This is a genomic window from Burkholderia sp. Ac-20384 (assembly GCF_017104605.1).
In the GTDB taxonomy this organism is placed as follows: domain Bacteria; phylum Pseudomonadota; class Gammaproteobacteria; order Burkholderiales; family Burkholderiaceae; genus Burkholderia; species Burkholderia lata.
Genome location: NZ_JAAGPE010000252.1, coordinates 1 through 13,898, shown reverse-complemented (window position 1 = coordinate 13,898; position 13,898 = coordinate 1). Strand labels below are relative to the sequence as shown.

The following is a 13,898-nucleotide window of genomic DNA, read 5'->3' as shown; positions in this document are numbered from 1 at the left end:
CGCTCGCCGCACCCGCCGGCACCGCCGCGACCGTCTTTCCGCCCTGGCAGGACGGCCGCAACAACGACGCGACGCACCGGGGCCTCGAATTCACGGTGCCGCAGGTCGACGTACTCGCCGATTTCCACGGCGACCTCACCGCACCGAAGCTCGTGCTGTTCGTCGGCGGCAACTACTTCTTCGCGATGGCGCCGCTCGTCGCGAAGTTCGAGGAAGACCATCCCGAGTACCGCGGCCGCATCTACTGGGAAACGATCCCGCCCGGCCTGCTGGTGAAGCAGATCCAGGCGGGCGGCACGATCACCGTCGGCAACATGACGTGGACGGTCAAGCCCGACGCGTATTTCGCCGGGCTCGGCAAGATCAACGGGCTGATCGCGGACGGCACGCTCACCGGCCCGGCCGTGCCGTACGTGACGAACCAGCTGACGATCATGGTGCGCGCCGGCAATCCGAAGCGCATCGCGTCGCTGAACGACCTCGCACGGGCCGACGTGCAGCTTGCGATGCCCAATCCGGCCTTCGAAGGCGTCGCGCGGCAGATCCGCGCGTCGCTCGTGAAGGCCGGCGGCGATGCGCTCGCGCGTACCGTCTACGACGACAAGGTGCGCACCGGCACGACCGAGCTCACGCACATCCACCATCGGGAAACCGCGCTGTTCCTGATGCAGGGTCGCGCGGACGCGGGTGTGCTGTGGCAATCCGAAGCGGCGTTCCAGGAACAGGTCGGGCATCCGCTGATGCACATCGACATTCCGGCCGAGCAAAATACGACGGCAATCTATGCGGGGGCGATGGTGAAGGACGCGCCGCATCCGGAGGCCGCGCGCACGTGGCTCGCGTTCATCCGGTCGCCGGAAGCGTTCCGGATCTTCCAGCGCTACGGCTTCGGCCGCTACGATGCGGCGACACCGACGCAGCACCTCGCACCGGAGCAGAAACAGCCCGACGCGGGCTGACCGCGCGGCGCGCCGGCCATCCGGCGGCGCGCGCGACCTACAACAAGGAGGGGACACGTGAACGATACGGTGGACACACCGCGACGCCGGTTCGCACCGCTGCTGCTCGCTGCGGCCGCGCTGCTGGCCGGCCACGCGCACGCGGACGACGCGACGCCCGGCAAGACGATCGCCACACAGGGCACGACGACGGGCGTCGCCGCGTGCATCGGCTGCCACGGCAGCCAGGGCGAAGGCAACGCGGCGGCCGGCTTCCCGCGCCTCGCGGGCACCCCCGCCGCGTATCTGTCCGCGCAGCTTGCGGCATTCGCGGACGGCAGCCGCCAGAACCCGGTCATGCAACCGCTCTCGAAACTGCTGACGCCGCACGAGCGCGATGCGGTCTCCGCGTACTTCGCGAGCCTGCCCGCGCCGGCCGGCATCGTCGCCTCCGACGACACGTCGATCGACCCGGCGAACACCGGCGCATGGCTCGCGACGCGCGGACGCTGGTCGCAAAGCCTGCCCGCGTGCGCGCAATGCCACGGCCCCGGCGGCCTCGGCGTGGGCACCGCGTTTCCGCCGATCGCGGGCCAGCCCGCCGCCTATATCGCCGGTCAGTTGAACGGCTGGAAACACGGCACGCGCCCGCCCGGGCCGATGGCGCTAATGCCGGCGATCGCCGGCAAGCTGTCCGACGCCGACATCGACGCGGTGGCCGCCTACTACGCGCGCGGCGGCGCCGCACAAGGAGACAAGCGATGATCGACCGCACGACGCTGATCCACCGCGCCCGCGCGGCCCTGCTCGGCGCGGCCTGGATGCCCGCGCTCGCGTTCGCGGCCACGCCGCAGGACGCACCGGCCGCTGCTTCCGCACCCGCGCCTGCCCCAACGGTGACGGCGACGGCCGCCAAACCCTTCGCGCCGCCCGCCGAATCCGCGATACCCGCCGACGAGTTCGGCAAGACCGTGAAGCTCGGCGAGCAGATCTTCCTGCACACGCCCGAGTTCGCGGGCAAGTACGTCGGCAACAAGCTGACCTGCGCGAGCTGCCACCTCGACGCGGGCCGCCGGCCCGACTCGAGCCCGATGTGGGCCGCGTACCTGCTGTATCCGGCGTACCGCAGCAAGAACGGCCACGTGAACACGTTCGCCGAGCGCCTGCAGGGGTGCTTCCGCTACAGCATGAACGGCAAGGCGCCGCCGGCCGGCGACCCGATCCTCGTCGCGCTCGAGACCTATTCGTACTGGCTCGCGAAGGGCGCGCCGGTCGGCACGAAGCTGCCGGGTCAGGGTTTCCTGAAATTGCCGCCGCCCGCACAGAAGGCCGACTATGCGCGCGGCGCCGCCGTCTACACGCAGCACTGCGCGCTGTGCCACGGGGCGGACGGCCAGGGGCAGTCGAGCGGCGGCAAGGCGGTCTTCCCGGCGCTGTGGGGCGCGCGTTCGTTCAACTGGGGCGCGGGAATGGGCGACATCCGCAATGCGGCCGGCTTCATCAAGGCCAACATGCCGCTCGGGCTCGGCGGCATGCTGACCGATCAGGAGGCGTGGGACGTCGCCACCTTCATGGACAGCCACGAACGTCCGCAGGACCCGCGCTTCACGGGCTCGGTGAAGGACACGCGCGCGAAGTTCCACGATTCGCCCGATTCGATGTACGGGCTCAGCGTGAACGGGCGCGTGCTCGGCGCGCCCTGATGCGAACGCCGTGCAGGCCATCCGGCCCGCACGGCCTGCGCTACCCGCTCTGCCCGCGCGTTCACGGATGCCAGCGATACACGATCATGCTGGTGCCGTTGTAGTTGTCCTTCGTGATCACGTATTCGCCGGTCGAGCGCAGGTACGCGCGGATCCCGTACATCGAGTCGACATCGTTGCCGACGTCCATCGCCGCCGTGTTCGAGTTCGTCAGCGTCGTCACGAGCGCGCCCGTGTTGAGATCGAACACGTCGACGTTCGGCACGGTGTGCACGTAGCCGACGAACAGGTAGTGGCCGGCCGCCGCGATCGATTTCGGGTTCGCGCTGGTCAGGTTGATCACCGGGTTCGGCGCGGTCGTATTGCCGTTCTTCCAGCCGTGATAGACCTCGATGTGCCCGTTCATCGCGGTCCAGTCCCAGTTGTTCGCGAGGCCCTGCGCGAGGATCATCGTGTCGCTGTCCGCCTGGTAGACGATGCGCGTCGTCGGCGCCACGGTGCTCGGCACGGGCGTCGTCACCGGCTTGCCCCATGACGGCTTGCCGGTCGCATCGAAGCCCGTCATCGGGTAGCGGGTAATTGCGTTGGAGCCGTTCAGCCCGGCCCACACGTCGCCGTTGCCGTCGATGTCGAAACCGGTCGTGACCTGCAGCGACGTGTTGAACGGCTTGCCCGGCAGCGAGCCGGCCGGATTCGCGATATAGCCGGTCGCCGGCGTGAAGTAATAGAAATTGAAGTTGCCGGGATTCTGGCCCGACGCGACGAGAATCCGGTTGCCGCCGACCGTCACGAGCTGGCCGAAATGCTGGCCGCGCTGATAGTCGTTCATGTCGAGGCGCGGGTCCTTCGGATAGGTGAACGGGTCGACCGTGTTCGCGACGAACGTGCCGCCCGCCGAGCCCGTGTACACGTTGTTGCCGCTGTAGAAGAACGCGCCGTCGGTCGCCGGGTCGGGTGCGGCGATCGCCTCGAAGTTCAGCGCCTGCAGCTTCCATTGCAGCGCGCCCGTCGGGCTGTACGAATGCAGGTCGGTGCTGCCGTTGCGCCCGAGATCCCAGCCGCCGCCCCACGCGTTGTTGAGCACGTACAGGTTGCCGCCCGAATCCTTGCCGATGCCGACCACGCGCGTAAAGCGCTTGTCGCCGACCTGCCCCTTGATGCCCGAGGTCGTGTCGAGATAGCCGCCCTGCACGCCGAACGTGCCGATCTGCTGCGGCAACCCGGCGAGGCTGTAGATCTTGATGTTCATGTCCGGGCCCTGGTCGCCCACCAGCAACTGCCCCGTCGACGCGTCGAAATACAGCGCCGACGGCCGCGCGCCGGCCGCCATCTGGATCGTGTTCATCAGCGTGCCGGTCGCGCTGTACTGCGCGACCACGCCCGCGCTCATGCGCGCGACCCACAGGTTGCCGGCCGCATCGAGCGCCAGCGCGCCGGGCCCGGTCACGCCGATGTCGCGCTGCAAGACACCGTCGGTCGTATAGACGCGCACGCGGTTGCCGTAGAAATCGCTTGCATACAACAGGTTGCCGGCCGTCGCGAGGCCGGTGATCACGTCCGGGTTCGGGAGGCCCGTCCACGTGCTGACCGGGATGCGCAGGTCGCGCTGGTTCGTGCTACGGTTGTAGCGGCCCACCGAGCCGCTGCCGAAGTTGCGGTTGTAGCCGAGCGCGACGAAGATCGACGTCGCGTTGCCGGTAATCGCGCCGCCCTGGAATTCGTCGTGGATGCCGATCGTGCCCATCGGCTGGCCGTTCTGGTAGAGCGCGACGCCGCCCGCGTTCTCGTCCCAGCGCGACGACGTGTAGATCACGCCCTCCGGCGCGACCCACATCGAGCGCGCCGCATTGCCCACGTGCTGGGCCAGCGTGCCGTACGTGTTCGCGAGCCAGTCGGTCGAGTATTGCACCTGCGCGTGACTCGCCGGCGCCAGCATTGCCATGCACATTCCCAGCAACGCCGCCCGAATTTGTTTCATTGACATGAATAATGCTCCCGAACGTTCAATTGTCGACACTGTAAATCGCGGCACATGAAATATTGGTGATTCCGGCTAAAGCGCATTCGCCGTTATCACGAATTATTCACTCCGTTCTTTTTGCCGTCCGGCGCTTTTCCGTCAACGATGGTCAAACCCGCTCACCGCGCCGCCACGGCTTGCCGGCCGCACGACTTCGGTGCTTTTTCCCCGGCATTTTCTTCCGGGTCGCTCAATGCAAATACGTCATTTTTTCTGAAATGCCCGCATTGCCTTTTTCATTCCCCGGAAACGGGCTCGATGATTACAAATCGAAATTGAAATGAAAGAGAAAAAATATTATCCGGCGCAATCGCGTCGTGCGATTCGGCGCAGCGGCAGGCGGCGGGAGGAAGGGAAGGGAAGGGAAAGCGGGATCCGGCGGAGAAAACCCAAAGACCGCGCGCCGGCCGTGCCGGCACGCGGCTGCGATCGTTCAGTTCGCGTCGTCGAGCGTCGGGCCGTCCCAGCCGTCGAGGAATTTCGGCAGCGCGTCGACGACGTCGATCACGCGGTGCCGGTAGAACAGGTGCATCGTCGGCTGCAGGTCGCCGGGCAGTTGCCCGCCGTGCGCACGCGCGGCCAGGCTGTTCGGCACGACGCGCATGCCGAGCCGGTTGGTGCCGAACACGATCTCGCCGCACGACGCGCAGTACGTGCGCGACATCGACTTCGCCGGATGCGGGAACGTCGCGCTAGCGCCTTCGACGGCCACCTGCTCGGGCGGCCATGCGGTCGCCGACAGCACCGGCGTGCCGTAGAAATCGCGGCAGGTCGCGCAATGGCAGTTCGCGCGCGCCGCCGGCTCGCCGCGCAGCGTCACGGTGACGGTTCCGCACAGGCAACTCGCGGAATGCGTTCGGGTCATGTCGTCTCCTCCAGGAAAGGAGGCGACAGTATAGGAGCATGCGTGCAACGTTGCCTGCATCAGGTGCGGGCAACGTTGCGGCCGCAACGATCGCGATGTGTCAGAACTTCTGGCGCAGGCCCAGGCTGACGATGGCCTGCGAGCGCGAATCGGACGAGTGACCGTTCGCCTTGTCCGAGACGGACGCAGTCGCGGCCACCGGCCGGCCGAGCGCGTCGAGCGTCATGCCCGATGCATGCTGGTACGCGCCGAGCAGGTACACGCTGGTGCGCTTCGACAGGTCGTAGACGGCGCCGAGCGTGACGTTGTGATACTGCGCGCGGTCGTCCACGCCGTCGACATCGCTGCCGCGCGTGTAGCTGTAGCCCGCGAACAGTTGCGTCTGCGGGCGCACGTTCCAGCGCGTGAACACGCCCGCGACGTTGAACGTCGCGTGGCCCGTGAACAGCGACTGGCCGCCGCTGCGGTACTGCACGTTGCTGTAGTTCACGCCGACGACGGCCGAGCCGAAGTCGTAGGTCGCGCCGGTCGCGATGATCTGCTGCGATTGCGCGCTCGCATAGCCTTCGTTGATCGACGAGTTGAACAGCCCGTCGTCGGTACTCTGCCACTTGCCGGCCGTCGGGTCCGTCGCGCCCGTCTTGCTGTTGTCCGACCGCTCGTAGCCGACGCCGACGCGCAGCGGGCCCGCCGCGTACGCCGCGCCGACGCTCCACGTGTTGCGCTGCTTCATGCTGCCCGGCTGGCTGCCGAAGCCGTACAGCGCGCCGAACGTGAAGCCCGAGTAGTTGGCGCTCGTGTACTTGATCGAGCTGTCGACCCGTGCGGTCTGGTCGAGGTCGTCGATGTCGCCCGGGTGCGCGCCGAAGCCGCCGATGTACGACGACGGGCCGACCGGGCTCACGAAATCGTCGAGCGACGTGTACTGGCGGCCGAGCGTGACCGTGCCGTAGCGGTCGCTGCCGAGGCCGACGAATGCCTGGCGGCCGAACTGGCGGCCGCCCTGCCCCGACGTGCCGTTCGTGATGTCGAAGCCGTTCTCGAGGACGAACAGCGCGCGCATCCCGCCGCCGAGATCCTCGGAACCCTTGATGCCCCAGCGGCTGCCGGACAGGTTGCCGGTCGTGAGCCCGACGCTCGAATGGCCGGTGTACGCGCCCGCGGAGCCGACCCGCTCGTTGCTGCGATAGGTGACGCCCGCGTCGACGATGCCGTACAGCGTGACGGAGCTTTGCGCGGCAGCGATGCCCGCGAGCGAGAGCAGCAGCGGGGCTGCGATCAGTTGCTTGTTCATGATTGTCGTGTCTCCGGGCGGTGAACCCGTTGTTCTGGCTGTCAGTTGCGAGTAGCGCGGGCAGCGAGATCGGCCGGCGGTGCGAGGCCGGCCACGTGCGCGCGCGACGACGCGGCGGGCATGCCCACTGCGGCCGCCATGGTAGATGGAACCGGTTCCGATCGAAAGCGGAATAATGAAAACAGTTTATTTCCAAAATTGAGATAGTCGAGCGGACCGCCCTGTGCGCAGCGCGCCGCGCCTGTACAGCCGGGGCGGGCGCAACCGATAATCGAACGCACGCCACCCATCGGGAGTGCCTTCATGCATGAAACGACCCTGCTGATCTTCGCCGCCGTTGCGTTCGTCGGTATCGCGACACCCGGCCCGACCGTGCTGCTCGCGCTGACCAACGGCTCGCGCTACGGCGTGCGCCGCGCGGCCTACGGCTTCGCGGGCGCGATGCTGTCCGACTTCGTGCTGATCGTCGCGGTCGCGCTCGGCCTGGGCGCGCTGCTGATGGCGTCGGCGTTCTGGTTCTCGGTGGTGAAGTGGCTCGGCGCCGCCTATCTCGCGTACGTCGGGATCCGGCTGCTGATGTCGAAGGGTCAGCTCGACGTCGCCGTCGCGAACGGTGGCACGGCGTCTTCCGGGCGCAACGCGTCGATCTTCGCGAAGAGTTTTCTCACGGCGGTGACGAACCCGAAGGGCTATCTGTTCTTCTCCGCGTTCCTGCCGCAGTTCCTCGATCCGTCCGCGCCGCTCGCACCGCAATACGTCGCGCTCGCGGTCACGTTCGCGCTGCTCGACGGGGTCGTGATGTTCGGCTACGCGCTGCTCGGCGCACGCGCGGTGCGGCTGCTGAAGCGTGCGGGGGCGCTGTGGCTCGAACGCACCTGCGGCGCGATGCTGCTCGCGCTCGCCGGGTCGCTGGCGCTGTACCGGCGTCATGCGGCATAGGAGCGGATGCCGATGAAAATCGCTACACCGCCCTCCTCCGGCCTTCCCGGCCTGTCGCTCCGCCAGATCGAACGCGCCGACCTCGACGCGTGGTACGCGTACCTGACGAACCCCGACGTCTTCCGCCACACGAGCTGGAATCTGCGCTCGCCCGACGATCTGCTGCCGCTGTTCGACGCCATCGAATCGGCCGACCCGGATTCGATCCGCCGTCTCGCCGTGATCGACGACGCATCGGGCTCGCTTGCCGGAACGATCGGCCTGCATACCGTATCGACCGTGAACCGTTCGGCGGAGATCGCATACGATCTCGCGCCGTCGCACTGGGGGCGTGGAATCGCGAGCGCGCTGTGCAAGGCTGTCACCGCGTGGGCATTCGCCGAGGGCTTCATGCGCATGCAGGCCGTCGTGCTGACCAGCAACGAAGGCTCCGCGCGCGTGCTGCAGAAGTGCGGCTACCGCTACGAGGGGCTGTTGCGTGCATACAAGATGGTGCGCGGCACGCCGGGCGATTTCGCGATGTACGCGCGACTCGCGACCGACTGACGCGCGACCCGCGGCTTCACGTACCACCGCCCACCGCTTCTTCGCATACGCACGCCGTTGGACGGCCTGCGCCGAATTGGCGACAATCGCCGTTCCGTTCCTCGACGATTCCGCCATGAAAATCGCCGCGCTGTCCGACATCCACGGCAACCTCGCCGCACTCGACGCGGTGCTCGACGACGTCCGCCGCCGCGGCGCCGACGTGATCGTCAATCTCGGCGACATCCTGTCCGGCGCGCTCCATCCGCCCGAAACGGCCGACCGCCTGATCGCGCTCGACCTGCCGACCATCAAGGGCAATCACGAACGGCAACTGCTCACCGGCGATCGCGAGTCGATGAGGCTGTCGGATCGCTGGGCGCACGACACGCTGCGCGCCGATCATCTCGACTGGATCGCCGCGCTGCCCGAACGCATGACGCTCGGCGACGACGTGCTGATGGTGCACGGCACGCCCGACAGCGACCTCGTCTATTTCCTCGAAACGGTCACGCCCGACGGCTGTCGCGCGGCCACGCCCGATGAAATCGCGCAGCGCGCGGGCGATGAAGCAGCATCGCTGATCCTGTGCGGCCACACGCATATCCCGCGGACGGCCAGGCTCGACGACGGCCGGCTGATCGTCAACCCGGGCAGCGTCGGGCTGCAGGCGTATACGGACGACCAGCCGCATCCGCACCGCATCGAGACGGGCTCGCCGCATGCGCGCTACGCGATGGTGTCGCGCACGGCGGCCGGCTGGAACGTCGAATTCCATGCGGTCGAATACGACTGGCACACGGCGGCCGCCACCGCGGCATCGCGCGGGCGCGACGACTGGACCGTCGCGTTGCGCACCGGCCGGTGCTGACGCGACCGGCTCGCCCCGCTCACCCTTCCGCTTCACTTCATTCACCGGAAAACCGCACCGCCATGCCCGTTCCGTCGCAACTGCTCTTCCTGCCCGGCGCATCGGGCAGCACCGCCTTCTGGCAACCGCTCGCCGGCCTGCTGGCGCATCCGGCCGAGCGCAGGATCGTCGGCTACCCAGGCTTCGGCGACACGCCGCGCGATCCGGCCGTCGACGATTTCGAAAGCCTCGTGGGTCATGTTCTGGAAACGATCGACCGGCCCACCGCCGTGATCGCACAATCGATGGGTGGCGTGATCGCGATGCGCGCGGCACTCGACAAGCCCGAACTGATCACGCACCTCGTGCTGACGGTCACGTCCGGCGGCCTCGACATGGCTGGGCTCGGCGCGCAGGACTGGCGCGCCGGTTTCGCGGAAGCCAACCCGCAGCTTCCCGACTGGTTCCTGACGTTCCATGCCGACCTGTCTCGGGATATCGGCCGCATCGCGCAGCCGACGCTGCTGCTATGGGGCGACGACGATCCGATCAGCCCCGTCGCGGCCGGCCGGCGCCTGCTCGAACGGTTGCCCGACGCGCGGCTGCATATCCTGCACGGCGGCCGGCACGATCTTGCTGCCGTGCATGCGCAGACGCTCGCACCGCTCGTCGATGCACATCTGCAGCGCGTGTGACATCGCGCGCCGCGGCTTCAACGTCGTCAACTTCGGTTTCGGCACACACCTGACACCACGCCGCTCACGCGCCGCATCGCATCACGCCGCATTCCTCAACGTGAGCCGCGCCTCGAGCCCGCCACCATCCGTCCGGTTGTTCAGCGTGAGCGTGCCGCCCATCGCGAGCGCGAGCTGCCGCGCGATCGCGAGGCCGAGCCCCGTGCCGCCCGTCTCGCGGTTGCGCGACGTCTCCACGCGCCGGAACGGCTCGAACACCGCGTCGAGCTGATCGTCCGGAATGCCGGGACCGCGGTCGCGCACGGCGATCACCGCGCCGCCGTCCGGCGCGGCCTGCACGTCGATCTCGGCCGCGCCCGCGAACTTCAGCGCGTTGTCGACGAGGTTGCCGACGATACGCCGCAGCGCCTTCGGCCGCGTGACGAGTGCGAGCGGCGCGCGGCTGTGCAGCGCGACGTCCTGCCCCGCATCCGTGTAGTCGCACACGATGCTGTCGAGCAGCGCATCGAGATCGATGCGGCGCGCGCCCTCCTCGGTGCCGTGCAGCGTCCGCGCGTACGCGACGCCCTCCTTCACCAGATGCTCCATCTCGAGCAGGTCCTGCCGCAGCTTCGCGCCTTGCGCGTCGTCTTCCATCATGTCGGCGCGCAAGCGCATCCGCGTGATCGGCGTCTGCAGGTCGTGCGAGATCGACGCGAGGATCTGCATCCGCTCGGCCATGTACTGCGCAATGCGATCCTGCATCGCGTTGAACGCCCGGGCGGCACGCGCGACTTCCGACGGCCCGCCCTCGTTCAGCCGCTCGCCCTTCAGGTCGGGGCCCAGTGCGTCGGCGGCCTGCGCGAGCTGCTTGAGCGGCCGCGTCGCGAGCCGCACCGCGAGCCAGCAGCACGCGGCCAGCACCGCAAGCTGCAGCACGAGCACGACCGGCAGCCAGCCGGACAGCGGCACTGTCGACATCGGATGAATGTCGATCGTCAGCGGCGACCCGTCGGTCAGGCGCAGATGCACCTGCAGATGTTCACGGTCGCCGGGGATCGCGTTCGCGGTCAGCGGGTAGTCGCCGCCGATGCCGTCGGAAATCGACCGCTCGACGCGCGCCGACAGCCGCGCTTCCGGCGGCGTGCCGGTCTCGCCGGGCCCGAGGATGAACGCATAGCTGCGCCGCGCCAGGCGCGGCAGCCACGCGGCCCGCTCGGCCGGCGGCAGGTGATCGAGCAGCGCGACCGAGCTCGCGACCTCGCGCTCGATGTAGCCCATCATCAGGTTGGTGGTCGCCTGGTCGCGCTCGGTCACGGTGAGCCAGAACGACAGCGTCTGCGCGAGCGCGAGGCCCACGCACAGGATCAGCGCGAGCCGCGCGAACAGCGAGCGCGGCCAGTGCCACGGCATGCGCGCGCTCATGGCGAACCGTCGACGGCGGTCACGGCCGACGAGAACACATAGCCCTCGTTGCGCAGCGTCTTGATGTAGCGCGGTTCGCGCGCACCGTCGCGCAGGCGCTGGCGCAGCCGGCTCACGAGCAGGTCGATCGACCGGTCGAACGGATCGGACTGCCGCCCCTGCGTGAGATTGAGCAACTGGTCGCGCGTCAGCACGCGCTGCGGGTTGTCGAGGAACACGCGCAGCAGCCGGTATTCGGCGCCGCTCAGCGCGACCAGCGTGCCTTCCGCATCGAGCAGGTGGCGCCCGGTCGTGTCGAGCCGCCATTCGCCGAACGCGAGCAGCTCCGCGGTTTCCGTCACCTGCATGCCGGGCGGCAGCATGCGCGCGCGCCGCAGCACCGAGCGGATCCGCGCGAGCAGCTCGCGCACCGCGAACGGCTTGGCCAGGTAGTCGTCGGCGCCCATCTCGAGGCCGATGATGCGGTCGGTTTCCTCGCCGCGTGCGGTCAGCATCAGCACGGGCACCGTGCGGAACTTGCCCGCGCGCAGGTCGCGGCACAGCGTGAGGCCGTCCTCGCCGGGCATCATCAGGTCGAGCACGATCAGGTCGGGCGCGCCGTCGTCCAGCACGTTGCGCATCTCGCGGCCGTTCGCGGCCAGCGAGACGCGCATGCCGTTCTTCTCCAGATAATCCGCGATCAGTTCGCGGATCGCGCGATCGTCGTCGACGATCAGCACGTGGTCGATCTTGTCCATGAGTCGTTGTCGGTGTCGAGGTATTCGGGCAGGCGATGTCCGCTTTTATACCGCACGGCGGGCATGCGTTTGTATCCCAATGTATCGCGCCGCCGTGACGACACACAACATTGCACACGCGTGGCTAGCCGGACACATCGCAGATACGTCGGCGCCGCCTAATGGGGCCTGTCGAAACCCGTCCGGCCGCCGCCACCGAGCGGCGGCCTCCCGCTCAGGAGAACGCCATGCTGCCCCGACTCAAGATCGCCGCCCTCGTCATCGCCCTTGCCGCCACGGCCGGGCTCGCCGCCTTCGCGGGCACCCGCGACGACGCCGGCATGCCGGCCTCGCAGGCCGGTACGGCGGCGCCCGATTTCACCGGCATCGACCGCTGGCACAACAGCGCGCCGCTGACACTCGGCCAGTTGCGCGGCAAGGTCGTGCTCGTCGATTTCTGGACGTACTCGTGCATCAACTGCATTCATACGATTCCGTACGTGAAGGAATGGGACCGGAAGTATCGCGACCAGGGGCTCGTCGTGGTCGGCGTGCATACGCCCGAGTATCCGTTCGAGCGCGACACGGGCAACGTCGCCGATGCGATCAAGCGCTTCGGCATCAAGTATCCGGTCGCGCAGGACAACCGCTATGACACGTGGCGCGCGTACGGTAACCAGTACTGGCCCGCGCTGTACCTGATCGACGCGAACGGGAAAGTCGTCTACACGCGCTATGGGGAAGGCGAGTACGACAAGACCGAAGCCGCGATTCGCGGCGCGCTCGCGCAGGCCGGGGAAGGCGCGAAGGGCACGACGCGCACGCAGTAACGGGCCGGCGCGCGGGCGTGGCGGTTGCCCGCGCATGCCCGCGTATCGGGTGCGCTCACCCGCGCTTCGCGTCGGCCGCCGCGATCATCGCTTCCCCGATCGCGAGGTTGCCGTTCGCGACCAGCGCGTCGCCCGCGCCGCGGATATCGGCCACGTCCTTGTTCTGCCCGAGCTTGCGCTTGCCGACGAGCCGCGTGATCTCGATCTGCAGCCCGACGATCGCCTGCAGCATCGCGTCGAGGTAATCCGGCGGCGCGTCGCCCATCTTCCACGGCACCGGCTGCGACGCCTCGTGCGTGCGCGTCAGCCGGGCGACCACGCCGCGCACGAACTTCGCGTCGTCGCGCACCGTGATGCGGCCGTGCGCATGCACGACCACGTAGTTCCACGTCGGCACCTGCCGGTGCGCATCGTGCTTGCTCGGATACCAGGTCGGCGAGATGTAAGCGTCGCCCGCGCGGAAGATCACGAGCACCTCGTCGCCGTTCGCGATGTCCTGCCAGACCGGATTCGCACGTGACACGTGCGCATGCAGTTCGCCGAGCCCGCCGTCGCTCGGCAGCAGCTCGAACGGGATGTGGTTCGCATCGAGCCCGCTCTTGCCGTGCGTGATCAGGCTGCCGAACGGATGCTGCACGATCAGCTCGCGCACCGCGTCGGGATTGGGTTCGTTGAATTCGGCGGGGACGTACATGTCGGCTCCACGGTCATGCGGGGGTTGGAATGGATCGGGCGCTGGCCCGTCATGGGCCGATTGTGGCGCCAAACTGGTTTATGCTGTAGAGCCGGTTTGAAACATTTTCAGCAGACCAGAATCATGGCAAGAACGGCCCGGAACGTCGATATCCCGTCGCTCGGCGCGCTCGATCGCGCAGCCGGGGACCTGAGCCGCCAGCTCGCGCAGGCGCTGCGTGAAGCCGTGCGGCGCGGCGACGTCCGGCCCGGTGACACGCTGCCGTCCACGCGGCTGCTCGCCACGTCGCTGCAAGTGGCACGCGGCACCGTCGTCGATGCGTATGCGCAGCTCATCGCCGAAGGCTTTCTCGAATCGCGCGGCGGCGCGGGCACGCGGGTCGCGAACGCGCTTGCGGAGCCGCCACCCGGCCCCGAAACTGAGCC

The 13,898-nt window shown here is 68.3% G+C and carries 16 protein-coding genes; 10 read left to right on the top strand and 6 right to left on the bottom strand.

What is annotated here, in order from left to right:
• From G3O00_RS32040 to G3O00_RS32030, 3 genes are all read left to right on the top strand, one after another.
• On the top strand, nucleotides 1-959 hold a 959-nt coding region (locus G3O00_RS32040), incomplete at its 5' end, for a substrate-binding domain-containing protein (protein ID WP_206145384.1).
• Between the two features lie 57 nt (nucleotides 960-1,016).
• The gene (locus tag G3O00_RS32035) at nucleotides 1,017-1,703 is read left to right on the top strand and encodes a c-type cytochrome (protein WP_206145383.1); all 687 of its coding nucleotides are present in this window, start codon (nucleotides 1,017-1,019) and stop codon (nucleotides 1,701-1,703) included.
• Nucleotides 1,700-2,641: a c-type cytochrome gene (locus tag G3O00_RS32030; protein ID WP_206145382.1), complete on the top strand. Its 942-nt coding sequence runs from the start codon at nucleotides 1,700-1,702 to the stop codon at nucleotides 2,639-2,641. The genes G3O00_RS32035 and G3O00_RS32030 overlap by 4 nt, the downstream gene beginning before the upstream one ends.
• Nucleotides 2,642-2,702: 61 nt before the next feature.
• Here the strand turns inward: G3O00_RS32030 and G3O00_RS32025 are convergent, their stop codons facing one another.
• Nucleotides 2,703-4,625: an SMP-30/gluconolactonase/LRE family protein gene (locus G3O00_RS32025; protein ID WP_206145381.1), complete on the bottom strand. Its 1,923-nt coding sequence runs from the start codon at nucleotides 4,623-4,625 to the stop codon at nucleotides 2,703-2,705.
• 59 nt (nucleotides 4,626-4,684) lie between these two features.
• Here G3O00_RS32025 and G3O00_RS32020 point away from each other — a divergent pair, with 59 nt between their 5' ends.
• Complete coding sequence (locus tag G3O00_RS32020; protein ID WP_206145380.1) at nucleotides 4,685-4,945, top strand: hypothetical protein; 261 nt, start codon at nucleotides 4,685-4,687, stop codon at nucleotides 4,943-4,945.
• Nucleotides 4,946-5,094: 149 nt separating this feature from the next.
• Here the strand turns inward: G3O00_RS32020 and G3O00_RS32015 are convergent, their stop codons facing one another.
• Complete coding sequence (locus G3O00_RS32015) at nucleotides 5,095-5,526, bottom strand: GFA family protein (protein WP_206145379.1); 432 nt, start codon at nucleotides 5,524-5,526, stop codon at nucleotides 5,095-5,097.
• 100 nt (nucleotides 5,527-5,626) lie between these two features.
• Complete coding sequence (locus G3O00_RS32010; RefSeq protein ID WP_011354017.1) at nucleotides 5,627-6,820, bottom strand: porin; 1,194 nt, start codon at nucleotides 6,818-6,820, stop codon at nucleotides 5,627-5,629.
• A 303-nt stretch (nucleotides 6,821-7,123) separates the two neighbouring features.
• Here G3O00_RS32010 and G3O00_RS32005 point away from each other — a divergent pair, with 303 nt between their 5' ends.
• The 4 genes from G3O00_RS32005 to G3O00_RS31990 all read left to right on the top strand — a co-directional run bounded on the left by G3O00_RS32005 (nucleotide 7,124) and on the right by G3O00_RS31990 (nucleotide 9,829).
• The gene (locus G3O00_RS32005; RefSeq protein ID WP_206145378.1) at nucleotides 7,124-7,759 is read left to right on the top strand and encodes a LysE family translocator; all 636 of its coding nucleotides are present in this window, start codon (nucleotides 7,124-7,126) and stop codon (nucleotides 7,757-7,759) included.
• Nucleotides 7,760-7,771: 12 nt separating this feature from the next.
• On the top strand, nucleotides 7,772-8,305 hold the full coding sequence (locus G3O00_RS32000; protein WP_206145377.1) for a GNAT family protein: 534 nt from the start codon (nucleotides 7,772-7,774) through the stop codon (nucleotides 8,303-8,305).
• A 115-nt stretch (nucleotides 8,306-8,420) separates the two neighbouring features.
• Nucleotides 8,421-9,155 (top strand): metallophosphoesterase family protein, encoded by a 735-nt coding sequence (locus G3O00_RS31995; RefSeq protein ID WP_206145376.1) that lies wholly within the window; start codon nucleotides 8,421-8,423, stop codon nucleotides 9,153-9,155.
• 62 nt (nucleotides 9,156-9,217) lie between these two features.
• Nucleotides 9,218-9,829 (top strand): alpha/beta fold hydrolase, encoded by a 612-nt coding sequence (locus G3O00_RS31990; RefSeq protein ID WP_206145375.1) that lies wholly within the window; start codon nucleotides 9,218-9,220, stop codon nucleotides 9,827-9,829.
• A gap of 81 nt (nucleotides 9,830-9,910) precedes the next feature.
• On the opposite strand, the gene G3O00_RS31985 is transcribed toward G3O00_RS31990, so the two are convergent.
• Nucleotides 9,911-11,233, bottom strand: a complete 1,323-nt coding sequence (locus G3O00_RS31985) for an ATP-binding protein (protein WP_174935607.1) — start codon at nucleotides 11,231-11,233, stop codon at nucleotides 9,911-9,913.
• Complete coding sequence (locus tag G3O00_RS31980) at nucleotides 11,230-11,970, bottom strand: response regulator (protein WP_174935606.1); 741 nt, start codon at nucleotides 11,968-11,970, stop codon at nucleotides 11,230-11,232. Before G3O00_RS31980 ends, G3O00_RS31985 begins: the two co-directional genes overlap by 4 nt.
• Nucleotides 11,971-12,197: 227 nt before the next feature.
• On the opposite strand from G3O00_RS31980, the gene G3O00_RS31975 reads away from it, so the two are divergent.
• The gene (locus tag G3O00_RS31975; RefSeq protein WP_206145374.1) at nucleotides 12,198-12,779 is read left to right on the top strand and encodes a thioredoxin family protein; all 582 of its coding nucleotides are present in this window, start codon (nucleotides 12,198-12,200) and stop codon (nucleotides 12,777-12,779) included.
• A 55-nt stretch (nucleotides 12,780-12,834) separates the two neighbouring features.
• Here G3O00_RS31975 and G3O00_RS31970 read toward each other — a convergent pair whose 3' ends face one another.
• Complete coding sequence (locus G3O00_RS31970; protein WP_206145373.1) at nucleotides 12,835-13,473, bottom strand: FMN-binding negative transcriptional regulator; 639 nt, start codon at nucleotides 13,471-13,473, stop codon at nucleotides 12,835-12,837.
• A 123-nt stretch (nucleotides 13,474-13,596) separates the two neighbouring features.
• Between G3O00_RS31970 and G3O00_RS31965 the strand changes: the two genes are divergently transcribed.
• The coding region (locus tag G3O00_RS31965; protein WP_206145372.1) for a winged helix-turn-helix domain-containing protein at nucleotides 13,597-13,898 on the top strand (302 nt) is incomplete at its 3' end.

Coding starts and splice junctions, on each gene's coding strand:
- G3O00_RS32030 (WP_206145382.1), top strand. CDS start 1,700: ATGATCGACCGCACGACGCTGATCCACCGCGCCCGCGCGGCCCTGCTC.
- G3O00_RS32025 (WP_206145381.1), bottom strand. CDS start 4,625: ATGTCAATGAAACAAATTCGGGCGGCGTTGCTGGGAATGTGCATGGCA.
- G3O00_RS32015 (WP_206145379.1), bottom strand. CDS start 5,526: ATGACCCGAACGCATTCCGCGAGTTGCCTGTGCGGAACCGTCACCGTG.
- G3O00_RS32010 (WP_011354017.1), bottom strand. CDS start 6,820: ATGAACAAGCAACTGATCGCAGCCCCGCTGCTGCTCTCGCTCGCGGGC.
- G3O00_RS32005 (WP_206145378.1), top strand. CDS start 7,124: ATGCATGAAACGACCCTGCTGATCTTCGCCGCCGTTGCGTTCGTCGGT.
- G3O00_RS32000 (WP_206145377.1), top strand. CDS start 7,772: ATGAAAATCGCTACACCGCCCTCCTCCGGCCTTCCCGGCCTGTCGCTC.
- G3O00_RS31995 (WP_206145376.1), top strand. CDS start 8,421: ATGAAAATCGCCGCGCTGTCCGACATCCACGGCAACCTCGCCGCACTC.
- G3O00_RS31990 (WP_206145375.1), top strand. CDS start 9,218: ATGCCCGTTCCGTCGCAACTGCTCTTCCTGCCCGGCGCATCGGGCAGC.
- G3O00_RS31985 (WP_174935607.1), bottom strand. CDS start 11,233: ATGAGCGCGCGCATGCCGTGGCACTGGCCGCGCTCGCTGTTCGCGCGG.
- G3O00_RS31980 (WP_174935606.1), bottom strand. CDS start 11,970: ATGGACAAGATCGACCACGTGCTGATCGTCGACGACGATCGCGCGATC.
- G3O00_RS31975 (WP_206145374.1), top strand. CDS start 12,198: ATGCTGCCCCGACTCAAGATCGCCGCCCTCGTCATCGCCCTTGCCGCC.
- G3O00_RS31970 (WP_206145373.1), bottom strand. CDS start 13,473: ATGTACGTCCCCGCCGAATTCAACGAACCCAATCCCGACGCGGTGCGC.